23 protein-coding genes are annotated in these 22973 nt (G+C 70.5%); 14 read left to right on the top strand and 9 right to left on the bottom strand.

Annotated features, from left to right (window positions below):
* Nucleotides 1–5: 5 nt before the first annotated feature.
* Complete coding sequence (locus tag AXA68_RS14350; RefSeq protein WP_066418152.1) at nucleotides 6–1079, bottom strand: aldo/keto reductase; 1074 nt, start codon at nucleotides 1077–1079, stop codon at nucleotides 6–8.
* Nucleotides 1080–1283: 204 nt separating this feature from the next.
* Between AXA68_RS14350 and AXA68_RS14345 the strand changes: the two genes are divergently transcribed.
* The 3 genes from AXA68_RS14345 (at nucleotide 1284) to AXA68_RS14335 (ending at nucleotide 3784) form a co-directional block, all read left to right on the top strand.
* Complete coding sequence (locus tag AXA68_RS14345; RefSeq protein WP_066418149.1) at nucleotides 1284–2213, top strand: acyltransferase; 930 nt, start codon at nucleotides 1284–1286, stop codon at nucleotides 2211–2213.
* A gap of 32 nt (nucleotides 2214–2245) precedes the next feature.
* On the top strand, nucleotides 2246–3013 hold the full coding sequence (locus AXA68_RS14340; protein ID WP_066418147.1) for an Nmad3 family putative nucleotide modification protein: 768 nt from the start codon (nucleotides 2246–2248) through the stop codon (nucleotides 3011–3013).
* Nucleotides 3014–3091: 78 nt separating this feature from the next.
* Nucleotides 3092–3784 carry a haloacid dehalogenase type II gene (locus AXA68_RS14335; protein WP_066418144.1) on the top strand — a complete coding sequence of 231 codons (693 nt, stop codon included), beginning with the start codon at nucleotides 3092–3094 and terminating at the stop codon, nucleotides 3782–3784.
* Here AXA68_RS14335 and hisS read toward each other — a convergent pair.
* The 4 genes from hisS to AXA68_RS14315 form a co-directional block, all read right to left on the bottom strand.
* A complete protein-coding gene (gene hisS / locus AXA68_RS14330; RefSeq protein ID WP_066418141.1) occupies nucleotides 3775–5097 on the bottom strand; it encodes a histidine--tRNA ligase in 1323 nt (440 codons plus the stop codon). The two genes, AXA68_RS14335 and hisS, sit on opposite strands and share 10 nt — an antisense overlap.
* Before the next feature lie 51 nt (nucleotides 5098–5148).
* A complete protein-coding gene (locus AXA68_RS14325; RefSeq protein ID WP_066418139.1) occupies nucleotides 5149–5604 on the bottom strand; it encodes a ferritin-like domain-containing protein in 456 nt (151 codons plus the stop codon).
* A 91-nt stretch (nucleotides 5605–5695) separates the two neighbouring features.
* Nucleotides 5696–6289 carry a DUF7411 family protein gene (locus tag AXA68_RS14320; RefSeq protein ID WP_066418137.1) on the bottom strand — a complete coding sequence of 198 codons (594 nt, stop codon included), beginning with the start codon at nucleotides 6287–6289 and terminating at the stop codon, nucleotides 5696–5698.
* Entirely contained in the window at nucleotides 6290–6640 is a 351-nt protein-coding gene (locus AXA68_RS14315) for a DNA-binding protein (RefSeq protein WP_066418135.1), read from the bottom strand.
* A gap of 124 nt (nucleotides 6641–6764) precedes the next feature.
* Between AXA68_RS14315 and AXA68_RS14310 the strand changes: the two genes are divergently transcribed.
* Complete coding sequence (locus AXA68_RS14310) at nucleotides 6765–7871, top strand: 60S ribosomal export protein NMD3 (protein ID WP_066418133.1); 1107 nt, start codon at nucleotides 6765–6767, stop codon at nucleotides 7869–7871.
* A gap of 122 nt (nucleotides 7872–7993) precedes the next feature.
* Here AXA68_RS14310 and AXA68_RS14305 read toward each other — a convergent pair whose 3' ends face one another.
* Together AXA68_RS14305 and AXA68_RS14300 are read right to left on the bottom strand one after the other, a co-directional pair.
* Entirely contained in the window at nucleotides 7994–8185 is a 192-nt protein-coding gene (locus AXA68_RS14305) for a UPF0175 family protein (RefSeq protein WP_066418126.1), read from the bottom strand.
* Between the two features lie 315 nt (nucleotides 8186–8500).
* Nucleotides 8501–10423, bottom strand: coding sequence for a helicase C-terminal domain-containing protein (locus tag AXA68_RS14300; protein ID WP_066418125.1), 1923 nt, complete (start codon nucleotides 10421–10423; stop codon nucleotides 8501–8503).
* 128 nt (nucleotides 10424–10551) lie between these two features.
* Between AXA68_RS14300 and AXA68_RS14295 the strand changes: the two genes are divergently transcribed.
* From AXA68_RS14295 to AXA68_RS14250, 10 genes are all read left to right on the top strand, one after another.
* On the top strand, nucleotides 10552–12591 hold the full coding sequence (locus AXA68_RS14295) for an AMP-dependent synthetase/ligase (protein ID WP_066418123.1): 2040 nt from the start codon (nucleotides 10552–10554) through the stop codon (nucleotides 12589–12591).
* A 153-nt stretch (nucleotides 12592–12744) separates the two neighbouring features.
* Nucleotides 12745–13038: a hypothetical protein gene (locus AXA68_RS14290; protein ID WP_066418121.1), complete on the top strand. Its 294-nt coding sequence runs from the start codon at nucleotides 12745–12747 to the stop codon at nucleotides 13036–13038.
* Nucleotides 13039–13213: 175 nt separating this feature from the next.
* On the top strand, nucleotides 13214–13822 hold the full coding sequence (locus AXA68_RS14285) for a trimeric intracellular cation channel family protein (protein WP_106388672.1): 609 nt from the start codon (nucleotides 13214–13216) through the stop codon (nucleotides 13820–13822).
* 83 nt (nucleotides 13823–13905) lie between these two features.
* Nucleotides 13906–14235 (top strand): 4Fe-4S dicluster domain-containing protein, encoded by a 330-nt coding sequence (locus tag AXA68_RS14280; RefSeq protein WP_066418117.1) that lies wholly within the window; start codon nucleotides 13906–13908, stop codon nucleotides 14233–14235.
* Between the two features lie 90 nt (nucleotides 14236–14325).
* On the top strand, nucleotides 14326–15180 hold the full coding sequence (locus AXA68_RS14275; protein ID WP_066418115.1) for an electron transfer flavoprotein subunit beta/FixA family protein: 855 nt from the start codon (nucleotides 14326–14328) through the stop codon (nucleotides 15178–15180).
* A 2-nt stretch (nucleotides 15181–15182) separates the two neighbouring features.
* Nucleotides 15183–16826: an electron transfer flavoprotein subunit alpha/FixB family protein gene (locus tag AXA68_RS14270; protein ID WP_066418112.1), complete on the top strand. Its 1644-nt coding sequence runs from the start codon at nucleotides 15183–15185 to the stop codon at nucleotides 16824–16826.
* Nucleotides 16823–18487 (top strand): FAD-dependent monooxygenase, encoded by a 1665-nt coding sequence (locus AXA68_RS14265; protein ID WP_066418108.1) that lies wholly within the window; start codon nucleotides 16823–16825, stop codon nucleotides 18485–18487. Before AXA68_RS14270 ends, AXA68_RS14265 begins: the two co-directional genes overlap by 4 nt.
* 1 nt (nucleotide 18488) lies before the next feature.
* Nucleotides 18489–18866, top strand: a complete 378-nt coding sequence (locus AXA68_RS14260) for a hypothetical protein (RefSeq protein ID WP_066418106.1) — start codon at nucleotides 18489–18491, stop codon at nucleotides 18864–18866.
* 61 nt (nucleotides 18867–18927) lie between these two features.
* A complete protein-coding gene (locus AXA68_RS14255; protein ID WP_066418105.1) occupies nucleotides 18928–19659 on the top strand; it encodes a GNAT family N-acetyltransferase in 732 nt (243 codons plus the stop codon).
* 153 nt (nucleotides 19660–19812) lie between these two features.
* Entirely contained in the window at nucleotides 19813–21174 is a 1362-nt protein-coding gene (locus AXA68_RS14250; protein WP_066418103.1) for a hypothetical protein, read from the top strand.
* Between the two features lie 79 nt (nucleotides 21175–21253).
* On the opposite strand, the gene AXA68_RS14245 is transcribed toward AXA68_RS14250, so the two are convergent.
* Nucleotides 21254–22591, bottom strand: a complete 1338-nt coding sequence (locus AXA68_RS14245; protein ID WP_066418101.1) for a tRNA (N(6)-L-threonylcarbamoyladenosine(37)-C(2))-methylthiotransferase — start codon at nucleotides 22589–22591, stop codon at nucleotides 21254–21256.
* A gap of 86 nt (nucleotides 22592–22677) precedes the next feature.
* Nucleotides 22678–22965 carry an ArsR family transcriptional regulator gene (locus AXA68_RS14240; protein ID WP_066418099.1) on the bottom strand — a complete coding sequence of 96 codons (288 nt, stop codon included), beginning with the start codon at nucleotides 22963–22965 and terminating at the stop codon, nucleotides 22678–22680.
* Nucleotides 22966–22973: the final 8 nt, after the last annotated feature.

Genomic DNA, 22973 nt, shown 5'->3' with positions numbered 1-22973 from the left:
GCCGATCAGTACGGGGCGGCGCGCTTGTCGAGGCCCGCGGCCGCGATGTCCTCGCCGTCGACGGAGGTCCGGAGCGCGTCCATCCCGTCGTCGCGGTCCACGTCGAAGTTCCGCGCGTACAGCTCCTCGAGCCGGTCGTACTCGGCGTCGGAGATCGGGGGGACCTCGCTCGCGGCGCTCCACTCCGCGATGTCCTCGCCGTCGCGGAACGTCGGCGTCACCGAGGCGACCTCGTCGTGCGCGAGCAGCCACCGGATCGACGCCTGGCTCAGGGTCCGGGTCCCCTCGACGCCCTCGGGCTCCTCGAGGAAGCGGATCGCCTCGACCTTCTCCCACCCGGTCTCGTACCACTGCTTCGGGCGGTGCGAGCGGTGGTCGCCGTCCTCCAGGACGGTGTCGGGCGTCACCTGCTCGTTGAGGAGCCCCGAGGAGTGCGGGACGCGGGCGATGACGGAGGTGTCGGAACCCGTCTCGCGGATCGTGTCGATGAAGTGGCGGCCCGGCTCCTGCTCGAAGAGGTTGAAGACGGTCTGGACCGCGTCGAACTCGTCGTACTCGACGGCGGCGTCCCCCTCCGCGAGCCAGCCGATCGAGGGGCCGAGCGCCCAGCCGAGCGCCCGGACCCGTCCCTCCGATTTCCACTCGCGGAGGAGGTCCCGGACCTCGGGCGTCACCTCGTCGACGTTCGCGTTGTGGAGCTGGATCAGGTCGACGTAGTCGGTGTCGAGCCGGTCGAGCGAGGACTCGAGCGCCTCGCGGAGGTACGCCTCGTTCAGCTCTTTCGGGAGCTCGCCGTGGCCCGCCTGCGGGTTGTCGTAGAAGTCGTAGCCGATCTTCGTCGCCAGCGTGACCTCCTCGCGGCGGTCCGCGATCGCCTCCCCGACGATCCGCTCCGACTCCCCGTGGCCGTACACGTCGCCGGTGTCGACGTAGGTGACGCCCGAATCGAGGGCGTCCCGGACCATCGACACCGCCTGGTCGTCCGAGCGGTCGCCCCACCAGTCCGTCCCGACGACCCACGCGCCGAAGCCGATCTCCGACACCTCGACGCCGGAGGTCCCGAGTTCTCGGTGCTGCATGGAGCGTCGTTGGGCGCGGGGACACTTATCCGCCCCGGTCGTCCCCGGAACCTGGGATCGGCCGACGCGCCGGGGGAGTCCGCGCTCCGGGAGCGCCGGATCCGCGCGAGCGCCGGACCCGCCCCCGTCGTGACGCGTGCCCCCGTCGTGGCGCGTGCGTCGCACAACCGAACCCATTTGAGGATCCCCGCCGAAATCGAGCCGATGACAAAACGACACGTGTCCCTGCCGGACGACGCGGAGGCGTCGGTCCAGGGGTTCATCGACGAGGTCGACGACAGGCTCTCCTCGGCGGAGGACACCTGCGACGTCGTTCGGGACACGCTGATCGACCTCCACGGCGACCGCGAGCGCTGGGAGGCCTGGAAGGCCGGCGAGGACGTCTCGAAGGCCGAGCGCGTCCGCCTCCAGGGGTACGACCCGTGTAACGCCACCCTCGAGTCGGAGTACTACGCCGAGAAGGACGAGGAGCGGTTCCGGCGCTCGAAACACCTCCAGTGGCTCTGGCGGCAGTTCGACGCCACGCCGATGGCCGACAACGTCGAGTTCGCCCTGCGGTTCCGCCGGATGCTCGGCAAACACCTCTTCGCCGACTGTGGCGACGGCTGCCGCTTCTTCAAGGGGATCTCCTTCACCTACGGCCACAACATCGAGGTCGGCGACAACGTCGTGATCCACGACGACGTCCACCTCGACGACCGCGGGAAGCTGACGATCGGCGACCGCGCGTCGATCTCCGACGGCGTCCACGTGTACAGCCACGACCACGACCTCGTCGACCAGACCGAGGTCCGCAACTTCCACACGATCGTCGGCGACGACGCCCGCGTCACCTACGACGCGATGGTGCGGGCCGGCTGTCGGATCGGCGAGAACAGCGTCGTCGGCGCGCGCGCCGTCGTCCAGGGCGACGTTCCCGACCACCACGTCGCCGTCGGGACCCCCGCGCGAAGCATCCGCGTGAAGCCCGGCTGGGAGGACGTCGCCGAGGAGCTCGAGGACGGCCGCCTCCCCGACCGGAGCGACGAGCGCGAGATCCCCTACGATCTGCCCGACGACCTCGACCGCTTCGACGAGTTCGGGCGGGACCTCCACCCGCCGGGGGCGACGGGCAACCCGAACGCGCCGGAGTGACCGGGTCGAACCCGGCTTCCGTTCGGTCGTCCATGCCTCGCGCCGTCGCCGTCAACGTCGCCGCCAACACCAACGAGCCCGGCTTCCGCGGGCCCGTGTACCCCGACGGGTCCTTCGCGTACGTCCCGATCCCCGAGTCGGCGGCGACGCTCCCTCGCGACCGGTTCCCGGTCGACGAGCCGCTCCCGACGTACGCCGACCTCGACCTCCCCTTTTCGCTCCCCGCGTCGCTCCGCGACCGTCCGGTCCACATGGACCCGGAGTTCCCCGGCGTCCACGGCCGCGAGCGCGCGACCTACGGCGATCCCTACGCGATAAAGGCCGCGCCGATCGCCGACCTCGAGCCGGGCGACTGGCTGCTGTTCTACGCCACGCTCTCGCTCCGGCCGGCCGACTGGCCCGGACCGGAACCGGACCGCGACGGCGACGCGGTCGTCGACGCCGGCACCGTCGTCGACGACGACCTCGCGCCCGACTGGGGCGCGTACCTGCTCGCAGGGATCCGGGTCGATCGGGTGATCGAGGACCCCGACCGGGAGATGGCCGCCGGGGCCGCCCCGACGAACGCCCACCTGAAACGCGACCCCTTCGACGCGCGGGTCGTCGTCGCCGGCGATCCGACCGAATCCGGCCTCTTCGAGCGCGCCGTCCCGCTGAGCACCTCGGCGTCGGGAGCGGAGGCGAACGACCTCGTCACCGACCTCTCGAGCGACTCCGGGAAGGGACCGTGGTGGCGGCGACCGATGCGGTTCGACGCGTCCGCGACGGCGACGCTTCTCGACCGGATCCGGTGGGCGTGAGCCGCCGATCACCGTTTCTCCCCGCGCGGATCGCGGGTATCCCCCGGTTTCTTTCCCGTCGACGCCCACGCCCGTCACATGGCCGCGATCTGCTTCGACATGTACGGCACGCTCTGTGACACGGCGAGCGTGACGCGGACGCTGCGCCGGGAGCTGGACGTCGCCGACCGGCTCGTCGACGCGGTGGAGTCGACCTGGCGCTCCAGACAGCTCCGGTACAGCTACCAGCTCGCGCTGATGGAGTCGTACCGCCCGTTCTGGTCGGTGACGCGGGACGCGCTCGACTTCGCGCTCGACCGGTACGACCTCGCGCCCGACGGGGAGACGAGAGACCGGATCCTTCGGTCGTACGAGAGCCTGGAGCCGTTCCCCGGCGCGACGGAGGTCCTGGAGTCCCTCTCGGCCGACGGGCACGCCGTCGCCGTGCTCTCGAACGGGAACCCGGAGATGCTGTCGACGCTGGCGGGGAACGCGGGGCTCGACGGCGCGCTCGACGCGCTCTTAAGCGCCGACGCCGCCGGGACGTTCAAGCCGGCTCCCGCGGTGTACGAGGCCGCGGCCGCCGACCTCGACGCGGCGATCGGCGACTGCTGGCTCGTCTCCGGCAACGCCTGGGACGTCGCGGGCGCGGGGAGCGCGGGGATGGAGACGGTCTGGGTGAACCGGGCGAACGACCCCTTCGAGCGGATCGGGGCCGATCCGATCGAGACCGTCGAGTCGCTCTCCGCGGTCCCGGAGGCGGTGTCGGACGGCCGACCGACCTACTCGTAGTCCTCGTACGTCGGCAGGCTGGAGTCGGGCGGGAACTCCGCGACCGGCGCGGTCGTCTCGTCGCCGCTCGCCATGTCCTTCACCGTCACCTCGCCGTTCGCGAGGTCGCGCTCGCCGACGACGACCACCGTCTCGGCGTTGATCGAGTCGGCGTAGCCGAGCTGTGACCCGAACGACCGGTCCGAGACGTCGGTCTCGACGACCACGTCGTCGCCGAGCGCGCGGAGGTCGCGCGCGATCTCGGCCGCCTTCGCGCGGGTATCGCCGACGGAGAGAACGTAGTAGTCCGTCGAGAGCTCCTCGTCGGGCCAGACGCCGGCGCGCTGACACAGCAGCTTGAGCGTCGCGTGACCGGGCGCGACCCCGACGGCGGGCGTGGGCTGGCCGCCGAAGCTCTCGATCAGGTCGTCGTAGCGGCCGCCGCCGAAGACGGAGCGGGACACCTCGCCGGTGGAGTCGAAACACTCGAAGACGACGCCGGTGTAGTAGTCGAGCCCGCGGGCGGTCGTGAGCGATATCTCACAGAACTCGCCCGCTCCGAAGTCGTCGGCGGCGGCGAGCACGCTCCGGAGGTTCGAGACGGCGGCCTCGACGTCCTCGCCGCCCGCCTCGGCGACCGCGTCGAGGTCGGCGGGGTCGTCGACGCCCGTGATCAGGTCGTCGAACTCGCGGGCGGTCGCGCGGTCGAGCCCGGCGTCGGAGAGGAGGCCGAAGTACTCGCCGTCGTCCACCTTCGCGCGCTTGTCGACCGCGCGGATCGCGGCCTCGACGTCGACGGCCTCGGGGTCGTCGGCGAGCGCGCGGACGAGCCCGCCGAGCACGTCGCGGTGGGAGACGCGGAACTCGAAGTCGTCGCCGGTGAGCCCGAGGTCGGTCAGAGCGTCCGCGGCGACCGCGAGCACCTCCGCGTCGGCCTCCGGTGCCGAGGAGCCGAAGACGTCGATATTGGTCTGGTAGAACTCGCGGAACCGGCCCTGCTGGACCTGCTCGTAGCGCCAGAACGGGCGGGTCGACATCCACTTGATCGGCTTCGAGAGCTCCTGGCCCTTCGCGACGACCATCCGGGCGACCGTCGGCGTGAGCTCGGGCGTGAGCGACACCTTGCGACCGCCCCTGTCCTCGAAGGCGTACAGCTCCTCGACGATCCCCTCCCCGGACTTGTCGACGTACATCTCCGTCCGCTCCAAGGCGGGCGTGGCGACCTCGCGGAAGCCGTACCGCGCGGCCGCCCCCTCGATCGCGTCGGTCACCTCCCGGCGGGCGGACTGCTCGCCGGGATAGAAGTCGCGAAAGCCTTTGAGTCCCTCGTACATGGACGCGGGTTCGGCGAGCGCCCGCTTGAAACCATCCTTTCGGATCCGGCCTCAGTCGGTCCGGTACTCCTTCTGGAACCCGCGGAACTCGGTGCGGTGGGCCTCCTCGTCGGAGAGGAGCGTCACGGCGAGGTCCTCGGTGACCGGGTCGTTCGCGGCCTCCGCGGCGTCGATCAGGTCCCGGTAGGTCGCGATCGCGTCCTCCTCGGCGTCGAGCACGCCCTCGATGACGGCGAGCACGTCCGTCGAGTCCTCGGGCGGCTGAAGCGAGTCCTGACTGGCGGTGAACTCCGCGGAGCCCGGCGGCCGCGCGTCGAGCTGTTTGAGCCGCTGGCCGAGCTGCTCGGCGTGGCCGAGCTCCTCTTGGATGTCCGTCTTGAGGCTCTCCTTGATCTCCTCGGCGCGCACGCCGTCGAGGACGATCGCGTTCGTCTGGTAGTTCATCACGGTCTCGATCTCGTCGGCGTACGCCTTTCGGAGCAGCTCGACGACGCGGTCGGATGCCATGTCTCGACGTAGCCGTCCGGGACCGAAAGCCGTTCCGGCTCCGTAGGCGGGTCGCGGGGTCGGCTCGACGCGGTCCCTGGCGACCGCGCAGTCAGTCGTTCCGCCCGCGGACGTACGTCTGGTCGTGGTCCGGGAACACGTCGGCGACCGTCTCCTCGCCGTGTTCCTCGGCGATGAGCGCCCGCAGCTCGTCCTCGTAGTCGGCCTTCGGGACCTCTTCGCTCGGGCCCTGTTCCACTTCGAAGGTCGCCTCCACGAGCCGGTCGACCGCGTGTCGGCCGAACCCCGAGAGCGGGGAGATGTAGTCGACGCCGTGGCGATCCTCCAGGCTCTGTGCCTGCGCGCGCGAGACCGTCGGCACCCGGTCGTCCCGGCGGCTCCCGTCGGCGATCGCGTCGACGTCGCGCTCGGCGATGGTCTCGAGGGCGTGCTCGTGGACTCGCTGGATCCCGTTTCGGGGGTAGCCGTCGGCGATCATGCGCTCCGCCGCCTCCTCGGCGACCGCGCGGTCGAGGTCGATCCGCTCGAACGGGAAGCCGATCTCCGCGGCCGCGCGCTCGGCGTGCTCCCAGTCGTCGGTGAGCCCGAAGCTGCCCGTCACGCACCGAACGTCGTAAAAGCGGTCGAGCAGGGCGGCGGCGAGCGAGGAGTCCTTCCCCCCGCTGTACAGGAGCGCGAGCTCCATCTACCGCCGCCGGATGTCGAAGCTCTTCTGGTCGGGCTGGAGCTCCTTGAGCAGGTCGCGCATCTGCTCCTCGTCGATGCGTCCCTGGACGCGGCCGCTCTGGGCCAGCGAGGCGACCTGCTGTTTGACCTTCTTCGCGAACTCCGGTTTCGACATCTCGACCGCGTTGAGCCGCTGGCGCGCGCCGTCGGTCAGGTGCTGTTTGAGCACCGCCTCCTGTTGGGCCTCCGCGCGCTGTTGGGCCTCCTGTTGGGCCTCGGCCGCCTCGTCGCCCTGCTGTTGCTCGCGAAGCTCCTCCAGCTTCTGTTCGCGCAGTTCCTCGAGTCGTTCGTCGTCGGGGTTGCCGCTCATGTCCGTGCTTTCTCGGTCCGGGCGAAAAACGATTTCGGAGGATCGGTCGCGCCTCGACGGGCGCGGAGCCTCCCTCGAGGGACGCTTCGGGCCGCTTAAACGGCTCACCGTCGTATCCGCGGCCATGAGCGAGTCGCGGGAGTTCTGTCCCCGGTGTGGCGACGCCGTCCCCGAGCGTCGCGACCCCTTACCCGGCGATCCGGCGGGACGGGACGCGCTGTTGTGTGACGACTGCTACTTCGAGGACTTCGAACTCGTGGACGCCCCGGACCGGATCGAGGTGCTCGTCTGTTCCGGCTGCGGGGCGGTCCGCCGCGGGGAGTCCTGGCGGGACGTGGGCGCGCGCGACTACACCGACGTCGCGGTCGACGAGGTGGCGGAGGCGCTCGGCGTCCACGTCGCCGCCGAGGACGTCGAGTGGGGCGTCGAGCCCGAACAGGTCGACGAGAACACGGTCCGGATGCACTGCCGGTTCTCCGGCGTCGTCCGCGGGACGCTCCGCTCGGCGGAGGCGGTCGTCCCGGTGAAGGTGTCTCGGGGGACCTGCGACCGGTGCGGTCGGATCGCCGGCGGCTACTACGCCGGCGTGATCCAGGTGCGCGCGGACGGCCGCGAGCTGACCGCCGCGGAGCGCGCCGAGGCGCTCGAGATCGCGGAGTCGTACGTCGCCGAACAGGAGGCGAAGGGCGACCGCGAGGCGTTCATCACGGAGGTGAAAGAGACCGACGACGGCCCCGACGTGAAGCTCTCCTCGAACCGGCTCGCCCAGAACGTCGCGACGCGGATCACGGAGGAGCTGGGGGGGAGCTTCGAGTCGTACCCGACGCTCGTCACGGAGGACGGCGACGGCAACGAGGTGTACCGGGTGACGTTCGCGGTTCGGCTCCCGCGCTACGCGGAAGGGGAGATACTCGACCCCGAGGACGGCGACGGCCCCGTGCTCGTCACCGGCGTCTCCGGCCGGATCCGGGGCGTCCGGCTCGCCAGCGGCGAGGAGTACGCCTCTGCGTTCGACGAGGGGGACACGCCGACGGCGACCCGGCTCGGTAGCCGGGAGGAGGCCGAGGAGACCACGGTGGTGACCGTCGAGGACGAGCGCGCGATCCAGGTGCTCGACCCGGAGACGTACGAGGCGCGGACGGTGCCGAACCCCGCGTTCGTCGACGACGACGCGGACGCGGTGTTGGCGTTCAAACACGGCGAGGACGTTCACTTGGTCCCTCGGGAGTAGTCACGGTCTCTCGCGGGTAGTCGTCGCGTGGCCGCGGCTCGCCGGTGGAAAAACGGGAGTGAACGCGAGTTGGCGTGGGGGTACCCGTCAGGTCGGTGCCGACGCCGCTCGGACCGGGGGGTTCAGTCCGCGCGGGCGGTGTGGTCGCTCTCGAACGCTGCCGAGCGCTCGGCCTCGGTTACCTCGATGCCGCGGCGTTCCAGCTGCCGGATGAACTCGGCCTCGCTGACGCCGGCCTGCGTCGCCGCCTGCTCCAGCGTCAGCGTTCGCGCACCGTACAGGGTCAGCGCACTCGACAGCGCGTTCGTTGCCATACCCACCCATCCTGCGTGAACGTTTATGAAGCTTACTAATTCATTCAGGACCATGATACACCTTATATGATATAATGTGTCGCGTCGGTCGCCGCGATGTATATAATGGAACATCATCACACGGCAGCCGCGTCGGGGGATACTCGAAGGAATTATCGGTCTCTGCCGTCGAGACGGGGTATGGACAGACAGCAGGTCATCGCGCTGTTCTTCGCGTTCCTCATGGTGAGCTCCATGGTCGCCTGGGGGATCAGCTTCCTCTAAGTCGGTTCGGCTGCTACGCGGGGCGGTCCCGCCCGCGGGTTCCGGACACGCCTAGCCGTCGCCCCAGACGTCGGAGAGCGGGTGGTCCTTTCGCCGCTCCGCGTCGGCCTCCGACCGGGTCCGCGTCGTCCCGTCCCCGCCGGTCGCTCCGTTCGAGCCGCTTCCCCCGGTCGACCCGGAGCCGCCCGCCGCCCTCCCGCCGGCGGCCCCGTTGCTGTCGTTCGCTCCCTCCGACCGCCCGGACGGCGTGGATCGCGATCCTCCCCGCCGGCGGCCGGCGCGACCGGGCCCCGACGGATCGGCGTCGATCCCGGCGAGCGCGGCCGCCGGGTCGAACGCGGGGAGGTCGGGCGTCGTCATCGCGTCGACCTGGTCGCGGAACCACGGCGGGGTGTCCGCCGCCGCGCGGTCGAACAGGTCGAGGAGCGAGTCGTCCGCGAGGTAGGTCGCGCCGTAGTCGTCGGGCGCGCGGACGACGCGCCCGCACGCCTGTATCACGGTTCGCAGGGCGGTCCGGTGGTACCACGCCCACTGGCCGTCGGCCAGCCGCCGGGCGACCCGCGAGTCGTTGGTGTTGCGGTAGGGTGCCTTACACACCACCTGCCAGCGGCACAGATCCCCCTCCAGGTCGAGCGCCTCCTCCATCTTCACGGAGACGAACACCTCGGGGTCCGAACTCGCCTTCCACGCCTCCAGTTCGGCGTCGCGGTTCGCCCGCGCGTGCCGGCGGACGCGCGAGGCCACGCCGAACTCGCCCAGCCTCTCCACGAGCCGCCCGGCGATGTCGTAGGAGTGCGCGTGGATCAGCCCCTTCTCGTCCGGGTGTTCCGCCATCAGCCGGACGATCAGCCGGGCGATCTTCGGCACCGTCTCGTCGCGGTGTTCGTACGTCATCGACCCCTGCGTCACGTCGTACAGCGGGCGGTTCGAGAGCGGAAAGGTGTGTTCGACGTCGACGAGCGCCACGTTCGCGGGGTCGAGCCCGACCCCCCGACAGAACGCGTCCTTCGAGAGGATCGTCGCCGACAGCAGCGCGAACTTCTCGCCGCGGTCCCAGACGGTGTGTCTGAGGTACCGCGCGGGGTCGAGCGGCTTGATCGCTATCGCCGACCCCTCGCCGTCGGGCTGGTCGACGACCCACGTCGTCGGCGAGTCGAGGTCGCGGTAGTCCTCGAGGAACCAGCCGAGCTCCGAGATCAGCTCCTGGAGCCGGTCGCGTCTCGCGACCTCCTCGCGGCTCAGCTCGGGCCGTCCGACCAGCTCGTCCTTCGCGCGTTTCGCCACGTCGCGGAGGCTCTCGACGAACCGGGCGGTGCGGTCGAGCGCGTCCTCGTCGTCGCCGGCGTCCCGTTCCACGTCCGGGACGCCCACGTCGTCCCAGACGGGGACCCGCTCGGGCGAGAGGTCGATCGTCGCGTACATCTCCGCCCACTCCGCGAGCCCGTGGGCCTCGTCGATCACGACGACGTCGCGCTTGCGGAAGGTCTCGGAGCCCGCGGTCCGCATGAAGTACGCGAGCGTCATGGCGGCGAAGCGACCCGACGAGGCGATCGCCCGGTCCGAGAAGTACGGACAGCGGTGTTTGATCGAGCAGTCGAACCCCTGCTCGCGGGCGCAGGGCGCGCGGTCGACCGGCGTGTCGTGCTCGCCGGGGAGGACGCAGTCGTAGTTCGACTTCCCGCGGATCACCTTCAGGTCGGAGAGGAGGTCGTCTCCCGCGACGTCGTCGAGCTGGGAGATCTGCGGGGTGGTGTAGTAGGCGTCGGTCGGCTGGCTCGGGGCCGCGTCGGCGACCTCGCGGGCCGCGCCCATCACGGCCCGCGCGAGCAGGGACTTGCCGCTGCCGGTCGGCGCGCGCACCAACACCACGTCGTTGCCGGCGGCGAAGGCGTCCCGGACGTCCGCGAGCGCGCGTTCCTGTGCGCCGCGGAAGCCCGGGGCCGGGAACTCGGCGGGGATCCGGTCGGGGTCCACACGACCCCCTCGCGCGCTCCGGGAATTAAACCCTCGGAGACCCCTTGAAAGCCCCTCGACCGGGGCGCTCGAACAAAGAAACGAACAACCACCGGATCGTTTATTATACTCCCGCGAGTCTCGGCCATATGAGTTGGCAGGAAGCCGAGCGGCGGTTCGCGGACGAGGTCGTCGCCCGCGAGACCCTCCCTCGAACGTTCGAGCGCTCCGCCGCCCGCAACGCCGACCGCGTCGCCCAGCGGTACAAGGGCGGGGTGTACGACCGGTCGCTCGTCGCCGCCGACGTCGTCGACCGCGCGCCGGCCGGCGACTACGCCGACCTCACCTACGCGGAGATGCGGTCGGTCGTTCGGACCCTCGCGGCGGGGCTCCGCGAGGTCGGCGTCGACGACGACACGCGACTCGCGGTCTACGCCGGAACCCGCATGGAGTGGGCGCAGGTCGACTTCGCGGCGCTCGCGGCCGGCGCGGTCGTCACGACGGTGTACGCCTCCTCGTCGCCGTCGCAGGTCCGCTACCTGCTCTCCGATCCCGAGGCGACGGTCGTCGTCGTCGAGAACCGGGCGCTCCTCGAGGAGGTGCTCGACGCCCGCGACGACCTCGAACACGACCTGGACGCCATCGTGACGATGGACGAAGTCGATCCCGAATCGGACGAGCACGGCGGAGCGGACCTCGAGACCGTCTACACCCTCGGCGAGGTCCACGAACTCGGCGCGGCCGCGTTCGACGCGGAGACCTACGAGTCGTGGCTCGACGCGACCGCCGTCGACGACCTCGCGAGCCTCATCTACACCTCCGGGACGACCGGGAAGCCGAAGGGGGTCCGGCTCACCCACGACAACTTCCGGTCGAACGTGAACCAGTGTTACAAGCGTTTTGCGGACCGGCCCGACCGCGACGCCGGGGTACCGGGGATCGGCGCGGGCTCGACGACCCTCTCGTTTCTCCCGCTCGCGCACGTCTTCGAGCGGCTCGCCGGCCACTACATGATGTTCGCGGCGGGCGCGACCGTCGGGTACGCGGAGAGCCCGGACACGCTCCGGGAGGACTTCGGGCTCGTCCGGCCGACGACGACCACCAGCGTCCCGCGGGTCTACGAGAAGCTCTACGACGCGATCCGCGACCGGGCGTCGGAGTCGGCGGTGAAACGGCGGATCTTCGAGTGGGCCGTCGAGGTGGGTCGGCGACACCACGCGGCCGACGATCCGGGACCGCTGCTCGGCGCGAAGCGTGCGCTCGCCGACCGGCTGGTCTTCTCGTCGGTGCGGGAGGCGCTCGGCGGCAATGTCGACTTCTTCATCTCCGGCGGCGGGTCGCTCTCGGCGGAGCTGTGCGCGCTGTATCACGCGATGGACCTCCCGATCCTCGAGGGGTACGGGCTCACCGAGACGTCGCCGGTGGTCTGCGTCAACCCGCCCGAGGAGCCGAAGGTGGGCACCATCGGCCCGCCGGTCGTCGACACCGAAGTCGCGATCGACGGCCGCGTCGTCGGCGAGGAGGTCGCGGACGTCCCGGGCGCGGTCGGCGAACTGCTGGTCCGCGGTCCGCAGGTGACGGCGGGGTACTGGAACCGCCCGGACGCGACCCGTGAGGCGTTCTCGGAACACGACGCGCTTCCCGCGGATGCGACCGTGGCGGGCACGCCGCCGGGCGAGCGCGACGGCGACCCCGAGGAGCCGTGGTTCCACACCGGCGACATCGTCCAGCTCCGTCCCGACGGGTACGTCGCCTTCCGCGAGCGGGCCAAACAGCTGCTCGTGCTCTCGACCGGCAAGAACGTCGCGCCCGGCCCGATCGAGGACCGCTTCGCCGCCAACGGGCTCGTCGAGCAGTGCGTCGTGCTCGGCGACGGACGCAAGTTCGTCTCGGCGCTCCTCGTTCCGAACTTCGATGCGGTCGAGGCGTGGGCCGACGCGGAGGGGTTCGACCTCCCCGACGATCGACGGGAGATCTGCCGGGACGAGCGCGTCCGCGACCGGTTCCGGACCGAGGTCGACTCGGTGAACGAGGCGTTCGAGCCCTACGAGCGGATCAAGCGGTTCCGGCTGCTCCCCGAGGAGTTCTCCGAGGAGAACGACCTGCTCACGCCGACGATGAAGAAGAAGCGCCGGAACATCTTAGACCGGTTCGCCGACGAGATCGAGATGATCTACGCCGACGCGTAGCGATTCGACCGCCGAGAGCGCCGTCGCCCGACGTTTCGGGCCGTTCACCTCGACAGCGAGCAAGTTTTTCGCACTGATTCTATAGTTTATTCTTAGCATACATACCTAAATTTATCACACTTTCATAAGACTTGAACCGCTACGTCGCCGACGATGCCTGCGATCCGAAACGCCGTCGATTCGGTTCGGCGCACCGTGTCGACAGTTACGACCCGCGTCGTCGAGGTGGCGACCACGCTGTTGGCGGGACTCGTCCTCGCCGGCTGGTCGCTGTTCTGGTCGCGGGTCGGTCGGATGCACTACGCCCAGGGTGATCTCGTCTCCGCGGCGTTCACGACGACCGTCTTCGTCCTCCCCGCGATCGGAGCCGCGCTCTGGTACGCCGGCAAGTCGCTCGACGTCGACGTGGTGCCGACGCGGATCGACGTGAACCCGATCGGGGGCTGACGCCCGCACGAGGCCGGGACTCGACGGAGAGCGGAAACGACGCCGACGTCGGTCCTACCCGGTCCTACCCCGGTCGTCGGATCCGCTGACGGCAGATTCAACCGTTGGGCCCGCGGAGCACCTCCCAGTGAGCCGGGAACTCCTCGTGGCGCTGTTCGGCGACCCCTTCGCGGTGATGAACACGGTCGGGCTCGTCGCGTTCGCGCTCGTCGGGTCGACGAAGGCGATCCGCGAGGAGTTCGACCTGTTCGGGATCGCCATCGTCGGGCTGGCCATGGCGTTCGCCGGCGGGGCGACGCGGGACCTCCTCGTGATGCGAACGCCGCTGGCGCTCCAGTCGCCGGTCGAGATCGCGCTCGGACTGTTCGGCGTCGCCCTGGCGATCGGGTCGCGGTCCGTGCTCGCCGCGCCCGACACCCACCCGATCACGCTCGTCGCCGACGCGATCGGGCTCGCCGCGTTCGCCACCACGGGGGCGATCGTCGCCACCGACGCGGGCGTCTCCGCGTTCGGCGTCGTCGCGATCGCGACGATCAACGCGGTCGGCGGCGGCGCGTTCGCCGACCTGCTTCTCGACCGCGCGCCGTTCATCCTCTTCGAGGACTTCTACGCCAGCTGTGCCGTGTTGGGCGGGCTGGCCTACGTCGCGGCCGGGGTCGTCGGGATCGCCGGCGGCACCGCCGCCGCGCTCTGTGCGGCCGTCACCGTCGCCACGCGGCTCGCGGCCGTCGCCTACGGATGGGAGCTTCCCGCGGCCGGCGAACTGGAACCGCCGACGCGCTGACTCGCACGCCGCGGGGACCGCCGCCGCGGACGGGGGACCCGAACTCAATTTTAAATAGTTATAGATTCCTGTTAGCACGTACCATGTCGATCGATCCCAATTTCGAGGAGAACAGGGAGGTCGTCGACGAGCACGCGGGTCACGACGTCTGGGGCCCCGTGGACGAACCGGAGGAACTGGGCATCCACGGCACGCACGTCGCGGTCGACTTCGACATCTGCCTGGCCGACGGAGCCTGTATCGAGGACTGTCCCGTCGACGTGTTCGAGTGGGTCGACACGCCCGGCCATCCCGAGAGCGAGATAAAGGCCGACCCGGCTAACGAGTCGCAGTGTATCGACTGTATGATCTGTGTCGACGTCTGTCCCGTCGACGCCATCGACGTCGACGCGGGACGGGCGGGGCGGACCTGAGACCGCCGAACGGAGGTCGGTCCCGCCGAAACCAACACGAAAAACAATTAAGGAACTACCCGTCGGATGCGAACACGAGAGGATGTAACAATGAACACGGTCGTTCTAACGAAAGGCGTCCCGGACTTCCGGGAGGGACAGGTCTCCTTCGACGAGGACGGACACCTCGAACGGGGAGAGACGCCGACGGTGATGAACCCCAACGACGAGCACGCGCTCGAGGCCGCGCTCCAGACGAAGGTGCGGCGGGGCGGCACCGTGAGCGTGATGAGCATGGGTCCGCCGGGCTACGGGGACGTCCTCCGGGAGGCGATGGAGTCGGTGTACGCCGACGACCTCTACCTGCTGTCGGACCGCGAGATGGCCGCCGCGGACACGTGGGCGACGGCGATCACGATCTCGACGGCCCTCGAGAAGATGGAGCCCTCGCCCGACCTCGTCTTCGCGGGCTTCAAGACCGCCGACGGCGAGACCGGCCACACCGGGCCACAGACCTGCTGGGCGTACGGGATGCCGATCGTCACCCACGTCGTCTCCCTGGAGATCGACCCCGACGCGGAACGGTTGCGGGCGAAGCGGCTCGTCGAGGGCGACATCGAGGAGATAGAGACCGTCGAGACGACGCTGCCGGCGTTCGTCGTCGCGGACCCGGAGTTCGAACCCACCTACCGCCGGGCCGAACACCGCCTGCGCCACCGGGACCTCCGCGAGGAGACCGAAGAGCGCGCCGAGGATCACGAGGAGCACATGACGGTGTGGGACCACGCCGACCTCAACCTCGACCCCGACTACATCGGGCTCGACGGCTCGCCGACGGTCGTCTCCTCGGTAGACCCCATCCCGAAGGCCCCCGCCGAGCGCGACGCGACGATGGTCGATCCGGAGAACCAGGAGGAGATGGCGGACGTCGTCGACGCGATGGCTCCGCTCGCGGGGGGTGAGTGAGCATGGCGGACGCACCGATGGACCCCGGCGAGTACACGATCCAGGAGCTCGGCCCCGAGATCCAGAGCATCGAGGACGTCGACGCGCTGCGGGCGATCCTCGAGGCCGAGGAGGCCGGCGAGGACCGCGCGGGCGCGAAGACGGTCATCGAGAGCCGGCTCGAGAAGTTCACCGAGGAGGAAGAAGCGACCGGCGAGGTCGATCCCGCGGAGATGACGGCCGCCGAGGTGGGCAACGCGCTCCAGGACGTCGACGACCCCGAGGAACTGGAGCGGATCCGCGAGGCCGAGGAGGCGGGAGAGAACCGCGACAGCGTGCTCACGCTCGTCGACAACCGCCTCGACTCGGTGCGCGGAAGCGACGCGGAGGCTGCCGAGGTCGTCCCGCCCGAGGAGAAACACCCCGACCTCGACCACCCGACCGCGGACAAGCGACACGTCCGCGCGCTGGAGGGGGGCACTTACGGCGACGTGTGGGTGTACTGCGAGACCCAGGCCGGCGACCTGATCGACGTCTCCCTGGAGATGCTCGGGAAGGCGCGCGAGCTGATGGACGACTACAACGACGCCTACGACGCCGAGGAGAAGGTCGTGGCCGTCCTGATCGGCGACGAGGTCGCGGGACACGCCGAGACGTGTATCGCGCACGGCGCGGACGTCGTCGTCCACCACGAGGACCCGCGACTGGACCGGTTCCGTCACGAGCCCTACACCCGCGTGTTCTGCGACATGGCGCGCTGGGGCGGCGATCCGGGCGCGGGCAACCCCGACCCCGCGGCGTGGCGCGACTACGACGAGCCGCGCTACGTCCTGTTCCCGGCGACGCACAACGGCCGCGACCTCTCCGCGCAGGTACAGGCCGAACTCGACTCCGGGCTCGCGAGCGACTGCTCCGGGCTCTACATCGAGAACGCGGTCATCTCGAACCCCGCGAAGACCGGCGGCGAGGACCGCGAGTTCGAGCGCGTCCTCCACATGAAGCGGCCGGACTTCAGCGGCTTCGAGTACTCGACCATCCTCTGTCTCGACAACCCGAGCCGCGAGTTCCATCCGCAGGGCGCGTCGGTCATCCCCGGGAGCTTCGAGGTGCCCGATCCCGACCCCGATCGGGAGGGCGAGGTCGTCGAACACGAGTTCGACCTCGACGACGACTGGTTCCGCGTCGACGTCGAGGAGTTCGACCGGCTGGAGGGCGGCGTCGACCTGACCGGCCACGAGGTGATCGTCGCGCTCGGGCGGGGCATCGGCGACGACCCCACGCGCGGGATGGAGCTCGGCCTCGAGTTGGTCGACGCGTTCGAGGACGCCGCCCTCGGGATCTCGCGGGGGATCGTCACCTCCTCCTACGAGTTCGAGGGCCACGTCGAGGAGTACGCCGCGGAGGAGCGACAGATCGGCGAGACCGGCCAGGAGGTGGAGCCGGACCTCTACGTCGCGGCCGGCATCAGCGGCGCGATCCAGCACAAGGTCGGGATGGACGAGTCCGACACCATCGTCGCGGTCAACACCGATCCCGAGGCGGACGTCCGGGACTTCTCCGATTACTTCATCGAGGGCGACCTCTTCGAGGTGCTGCCGCGGCTGACCGAGGCGCTGGAGAGCGGTGACCTGGAGACCGCCGTCGCCGACGGGGGTGAGACGGAATGACCGAACGCGAACGCTACGAGGCCGTCGTCGTCGGCGCGGGGCCGGGCGGCGCGGCGGCCGCCGCGGCGCTCGCCCGGAACGGCGTGGAGACCCTCGTCTTGGAGCGCGGCGTCGAGGCCGGATCGAAGAACGTCTCCGGGGGGATCCTCTACGCCGAGGAGTCCGCGCCGTACGCGATCGACGACCTGTTCCCCGGCTTCCGGGACGCCGCCGCGGAGCGCCCCGTCACGGACTACTACCTCCACAACCTCGCGGGCGATCGGGTCAAGACCTTCGACGTCACCGACCTCCACGACCACGACACCGAGTGGGCCGACGCCGTCCTCCGCCGGGAGATGGACTCGTGGCTCGCCGAGCGGGTCCACGAGGTGACCCGCGAGACCGGCGGCGGCCTGCTCACCGACGTGCGGGTGAACGGCCTGCTCCGCGAGGACGGGGAGATCGTCGGCGTCACCTGCGACGAGCTCGACCCGATCGAGGCCGACTTCGTCGTCGCCGCCGACGGCGTGAACAGCGAGCTCGCCCGCGACGCCGGATTGATGGACTGGGACGAGCCCGAGGAGTGGTTCCAGGGCGTGAAGGCGGTCGTGGACATGCCCGACGGCGCGGTCGAGGAGCGCTTCGACCTCGACGACGACGAGGGCGAGGCCCACCTGTTCTCCGGCGACCTCTTCGAGGGCGTCCGCGGCGGCGGGTTCCTCTACACCAACGAGGACACCCTCTCGATCGGGACGGTGTTTCACCTCGACAGCCTCGTCGCCGAGGAGGCCGAGCCCCACGAGCTGCTGGACGCGCTGCTCACCCACCCCCTCCTTGCCCGCTGGCTCGACGACGGGTACGAGGAGCTGGAGTACGCCGCGAAGCTCGTCCCCGACTCGAAGAAGGTGGCTCACCCGTCGCCCCACCGGGGCCGTCTGGCGCTCGTCGGCGACGCCGCCGGGCAGATGCAGGCGCAGGGGCCGATCATCAAGGGGATGAACCACGCCGTCACCGCCGGCGCGCTCGCGGCCGAGGCGTTCGTGGAGGCGCGCTCGCGGAGCGACCCGGACGCCGCGGGCGACCTCTACGAGCGGAAGCTCCGCGAGGAGGGCGTGATGGAGAAGCTCCGTCCCAGGCGGTACCGCGCGGTGCGAGCGCTCGCCGAACACGACCCGCTCACGGACGCCCTGGACGCGGTCCTGAAGTCGCCGGTCGGGCGGTTCGGCGTGCGGGCGCTCGGCGACGGCCTCGAATCGCTGTACGGCTCGCCGTTCCTCTCGACGATGGTGCCGGACACCCGGACGCCGTACGTCACCCTGCCGACGGTCATCGCGGAGGAGCTCGGCGACCCCGTCGAGACGGAGAACGGCGTGACGCCGCCGGACCTGGTCGATCGGATCGGCGACCTCACCTACGACGTCGACGTGGGCAACCCGCACATCGAACTCGTCGACGACTCCGTCGGGGCCAGCGGCGACGCCGTGACCGCCTGTCCGGTCAGCGCCCGCGACTTCGGCGGCGGCTGCTACCGCGAGGAGACGGTCCGGACGAACGGCGACGAGCGACGCGTCGTGAGCCTCGACACCCAGCCCTGCGTCGAGTGCGGGACCTGCGCCGTCGTCGCGGACACCGACTGGGAACACCCCCGCGGCGGGAAGGGCGTCGAGTTCCGGCAGGGATGAGATGACGACCTCGCCGTACGCCGAGCGGATCGCCGACCTGGCCGACCGGGCCCGCGAGGAGCGGGAGTCGTTCGAGCCGCCGGCGTCGCCGCCGGCCGAAGAGCGCGGTCTCGAGTACCTCCGCGAGGGGTTCGGTCCGACCGTCGCGGTGTACCTCCGGGGCCGCACGGGCGACGAGCACGTCCGGTTCTCCGAGGTCGAACTGTCGATGCTCCAGGCGGCGGTAAACGACTGGCTGGCGCTGTACCTCCGGTGTCACGGCTCCTCTCGCGACCCCGCCGTGACCGTTCGAGAGGCGGCGGAGCTGCTGGTCGAGACCCACAACGTCCGCGACACCGCACAACTGCTCACCGGCATCCCGCCCCGCACCGATCGGTGACGCCGCCAGTCGTACATGAACGATAATTAAACATAAGTGATAGTGCGTGGTAGTCACAGGCATGATCCAGCAGGTGGAACACAAGGACAGGCGAGACATCTACGAGTACGTCCAGGAACGCGATCGGGTGGCGTACGAGACGGCCCGGGCGGATCTGGGCTTCGATCCGACGCAGTTCGGACACCACGTCACGATCCTGCGGCGTGACGGGCTGTTGCGGCGGGAGGGCGACGACCTGGTGGTCGGCATCGAGGACGACTTCGGGGGCGGAGTCGAGGAGGAGTTCGCCGGCGAGGACGTGTCGTTCAGCATCCGACCGGCGCGACAGTCCGATCTCTCGGGGCTCCTCGGGGTGATACGCGACGCCGTCGAGGACGGCAACGACGTCGTCGCGGAGAACATCGCGGACATCATCGACGAGGAACAGGTGCTCTTCCGGCAGGACGGGGTGAAGTCCCGCGTGTTCTTCGTCGCGACCGTGAACGACGACGTGGTCGGCTGGGTCAACATCAGCCATCCGGAACTGGAGAAGCTGAGCCACACGGCGGAGCTCACCGTCGGCGTCCTCCCCGAGTACCGCCGACACGGGATCGGGAGCCACCTCCTCGAACGCGGTCTCGAGTGGGCCGGCGAGGAGGGGTACGAGCGGATCTACAACAGCGTCCCCTCGACGAACGAGGAGGCGATCGCGTTCCTCGAAACGCACGGCTGGGAGGAGGAGGCGACCCGCGAGGACCACTACCGCATCGACGGCGAGTACGTCGACGAGGTGATGATGGCGGTCACGCTCTAGCCGGCCCCGCCGGCGTTTCCGGTTCCGGCGACCCCTCCGGTCCCGTCGCCGTCTCCGGTCCCGTCGCGGTCGCCGGCCCCGCGGTTTCGGTTCGTCCGACGATCGCCGCACGCCACCGGTGAACTGATTGGGATGCTTCCCCGACGACGAGGCGTGACGGCCGTCGTCAGAGCCTTCGTCCGCCATCGCGCCGCGGTCTGCTGTGTCCAGCGCCGCAACGCTGCCGCCGACCCGGGAGCCGACCGGCTCGATGTCGTCTCCGGGGATGTGCGCCCGGAGACGACGGACCCGATCGCGGACGCCCGGCGGATCCTCGGTGCGGCGATGCCGGACGCCGACCTCGAACTCCGCCGCCGCGGTGAGCCGCTGTCCGTGTCCGACGGGGGGACCGATCGGACGGTCCACCCGGTCCTGTTCGAGGCGGCGGGCCGCGACCCGCCCGCCCACCGGTCGCCGGACGCGGTCGAGTGGCTCCGCCCGACGGCGTTTCTCACGGGCCGGACCGTCCCCGGCCTGTGGGAGAGCTACCGCCGCGTCGCCCCCGACGTCGACGCGATCCGCACCGACGGGACCCACGGGGCCGCGTGGCTCTCCCTCCGCGCGCTGGAGGTCCTCCGCGACGCGGCGGGCGCGGTCGCGTTCGGGGCGCAGGGAGACGAGACGGGCGAAAACGGGGGAGACGAGAACCGGGAGGAGGACGAGAGCGGCGGAGAGGACGAGAACGGGGAGGTGGATGAGAACGAGATCGACCGCGTCCGGACCGTCGCCCGAGACCTGCGCGACGCCCGGCCGAGCATGGTCGTCGTCCGGAACCGGATCGATCGCGTGATGGACGCGGCGGACGGGACCCCTCGGGCGGTCCACGACCGCGCGATCGACGCCCTCGACGACGCGCTCGACGCGGATCGCCTGGCGGCGGAGCGGGCCGCGGGCCTGATCGCCGACGAGTCCGGTCGGGTCGCCACCCTGTCGCGGTCGGGGACCGTCGCCGAGGCGATCCGGGCGGCCGGCCGCGCGGCGGTCGTCGGCGAGTCGCGGCCGGCGCGCGAGGGCGTGACCGCGGCGGAGCGGCTGGCCGCCGCCGGCGTCGACGTCGCGCTCACGACCGACGCCGCGCTCCCCGGACGCGTCCGCGACGACGACGCGGGCTGCGTCCTGCTCGGCGCGGACCGGATCCTCCCGTCCGGCGACGCCGTGAACAAGGTGGGATCCTATCCCCTTGCGCTGGCGGCGGCCGACGCCGGCGTCCCGGCGTACGTCGTCGCCGCCGCGGACAAGGTCGCGGCTGAGGACGAGGTCGTCGTCGAGGCGGGGGACCCGTCGACGGTGTACGACGGCGACGCCCCCGTCTCGGTCGAAAACCCCGTCTTCGAACGCGTTCCGGGCGACCTGCTCTCCGGGGTCGTGACCGAGGAAGGGACCCTCGACCGGGAGGCGATCGCGGCGCGCGCCCGCGGCCACGAGGAACGCGCCTCGTGGGTCGAGTGCGCCGGATCCGACGGCGGGACCGAGTGAGCGAGTCGTCCTCGATTCGTCGTTCCCCTGCGGCTCGCCGCGGACGGGCGACCGCGGTCGGTTCGCCGGGCGGTGCCGGCTACGCCGACGACGCGGTCGACTCGGGGGCCTCGTCGCGTTCGGGTGACTCGTGCTCGGGCGACTCGCTCCCGTCGGTTCCTGGCTCGGCCGTCGGCTCGCCGAACGCGTAGACGGTGTTGTGGCCGGTCACCTCGACGGTGAGGAGGTCGCCGACCGCGATCCCGCGATCCGTCGCGTTCCGGACGATTATCTGCCGGTAGGCGGAGTCCCGGCACTTCACGGAGTCGCCGGTTCCCTCCTCGACGACGAGCACCTCGAACTCCTCGCCGACCATCGACTCGTACGCCTCGCCGACGACCGCCATCTTCAGCTCGGACATTTCCTTCGAGCGCTCCTTTTTGACCGTGCCGCCGAGCCCCTTCATGTCGGCGGCGTCGGTGCCGGGCCGCTTCGAGAAGCGGGTGACGTTGACCTTCTCGGGGCGGACCTCCCGCAGGAGCTCCATCGACTTCTCGTGGTCCGCGTCGCTCTCGGTCGGGAAGCCGACGATGAAGTCGGTCGAGAGCGTCCAGTGGTCGAGCCGGTCGTCGAACGTCTCGACGACCTCCCGGAACTTGCCGACGCGGTGTTGCCGGCGCATGTCCTCGAGCACGTCGTCGGAGCCGGACTGGACCGGCGCGTGGATGAAGTCGTACAGCTTCTCGTTTTCCGCGAACACGTCCGCGAGCTCCTCGTGGATGCCGTGGATCCCGCCGGGGTTCGCCATCCCCAGCCGCACCCGGAACTCGCCGTCGATGTCGCAGATCCGGTCGAGCAGCTCGGGGAGCTTCCGCTCGCCCGTGTCCCAGCCGTAGACGCCGGTGTCCTGGCCGGTGACGCGGATCTCCTTCGCGCCGGCGTGGACCAGCGCGCGCGCCTTCTCGACGTTCTCCTCGACCGACGGGGAGTCGACGCGGCCGGTCGCGAACTTGGTGATACAGTACGAGCAGTTGCTCATACAGCCGCGGGCGACGGGGAGAATGCCGATGGCGCCGTCGAGTATCGGCTCCGTGTCCGGAGTGTGGGTGGGACACTCGCCGTTGAGCACGTGTTCGGGGACCTCGTCCCAGTGGAGCACCTCGGCGTCGATGCCGGCCTCGCGGAACTCCTCGCCCTGCGCGAGCGCCATACAGCCGGTGACGACGAGCTCCGCCGTCTCCTCGGCCAGCTCCTCGGCCCGTCGGAGCATGTTGCGCTCGGTCTTCTCGACGACCGTACAGCTGTTGAGGATGGCGACGTCGGCGTCCTCGGGGCCGTCCGCGGGGCGGTGACCGCCGTCTCGGAGGGCGCGTTCGATCGCGCGGCTCTCGCCCCGGTTGGACGTACAGCCGTACGTCTCGATGTGGTACGTCGCCATCGGTTACCCGTCATACCCGGCGGGCGGGCAAAAGGGCGACGGATCGACGGGTGAGACGGGACGCCGGCGGCGCGTCCGGGCGACGCTCAGTCCTCGGCGGCGACCGCGGAGGGCGTGGGACCGCTGGCGGGCTCCGAGTCCGCGGGGTCCGCGGGTTCGTACACCGACCGGCGCGCGTCGGTGGGACAGAACCCCTCCTCGACGAGGTCGGCCTCGGCGAGCTTCTCGATCGCGAACCGGACCGTGCGCGTCGAGAGTCGGGTCTCCTCGGCGAGCCCGGTCTGGTCGAACCGCCCCTCGGCGTCGAGCACGTAGTACACGAGCTTGGCGCTCGGCGGGAGGGATTCGAGGCGTTCGCGCGCGTCTTCGTCCATACCGATCG

This window comes from Halorubrum aethiopicum (assembly GCF_001542905.1).
Taxonomy (GTDB): domain Archaea; phylum Halobacteriota; class Halobacteria; order Halobacteriales; family Haloferacaceae; genus Halorubrum; species Halorubrum aethiopicum.
The sequence above is the reverse complement of the archived record's forward strand: the minus strand, read 5'-3'. Positions and strand labels throughout refer to the sequence as shown.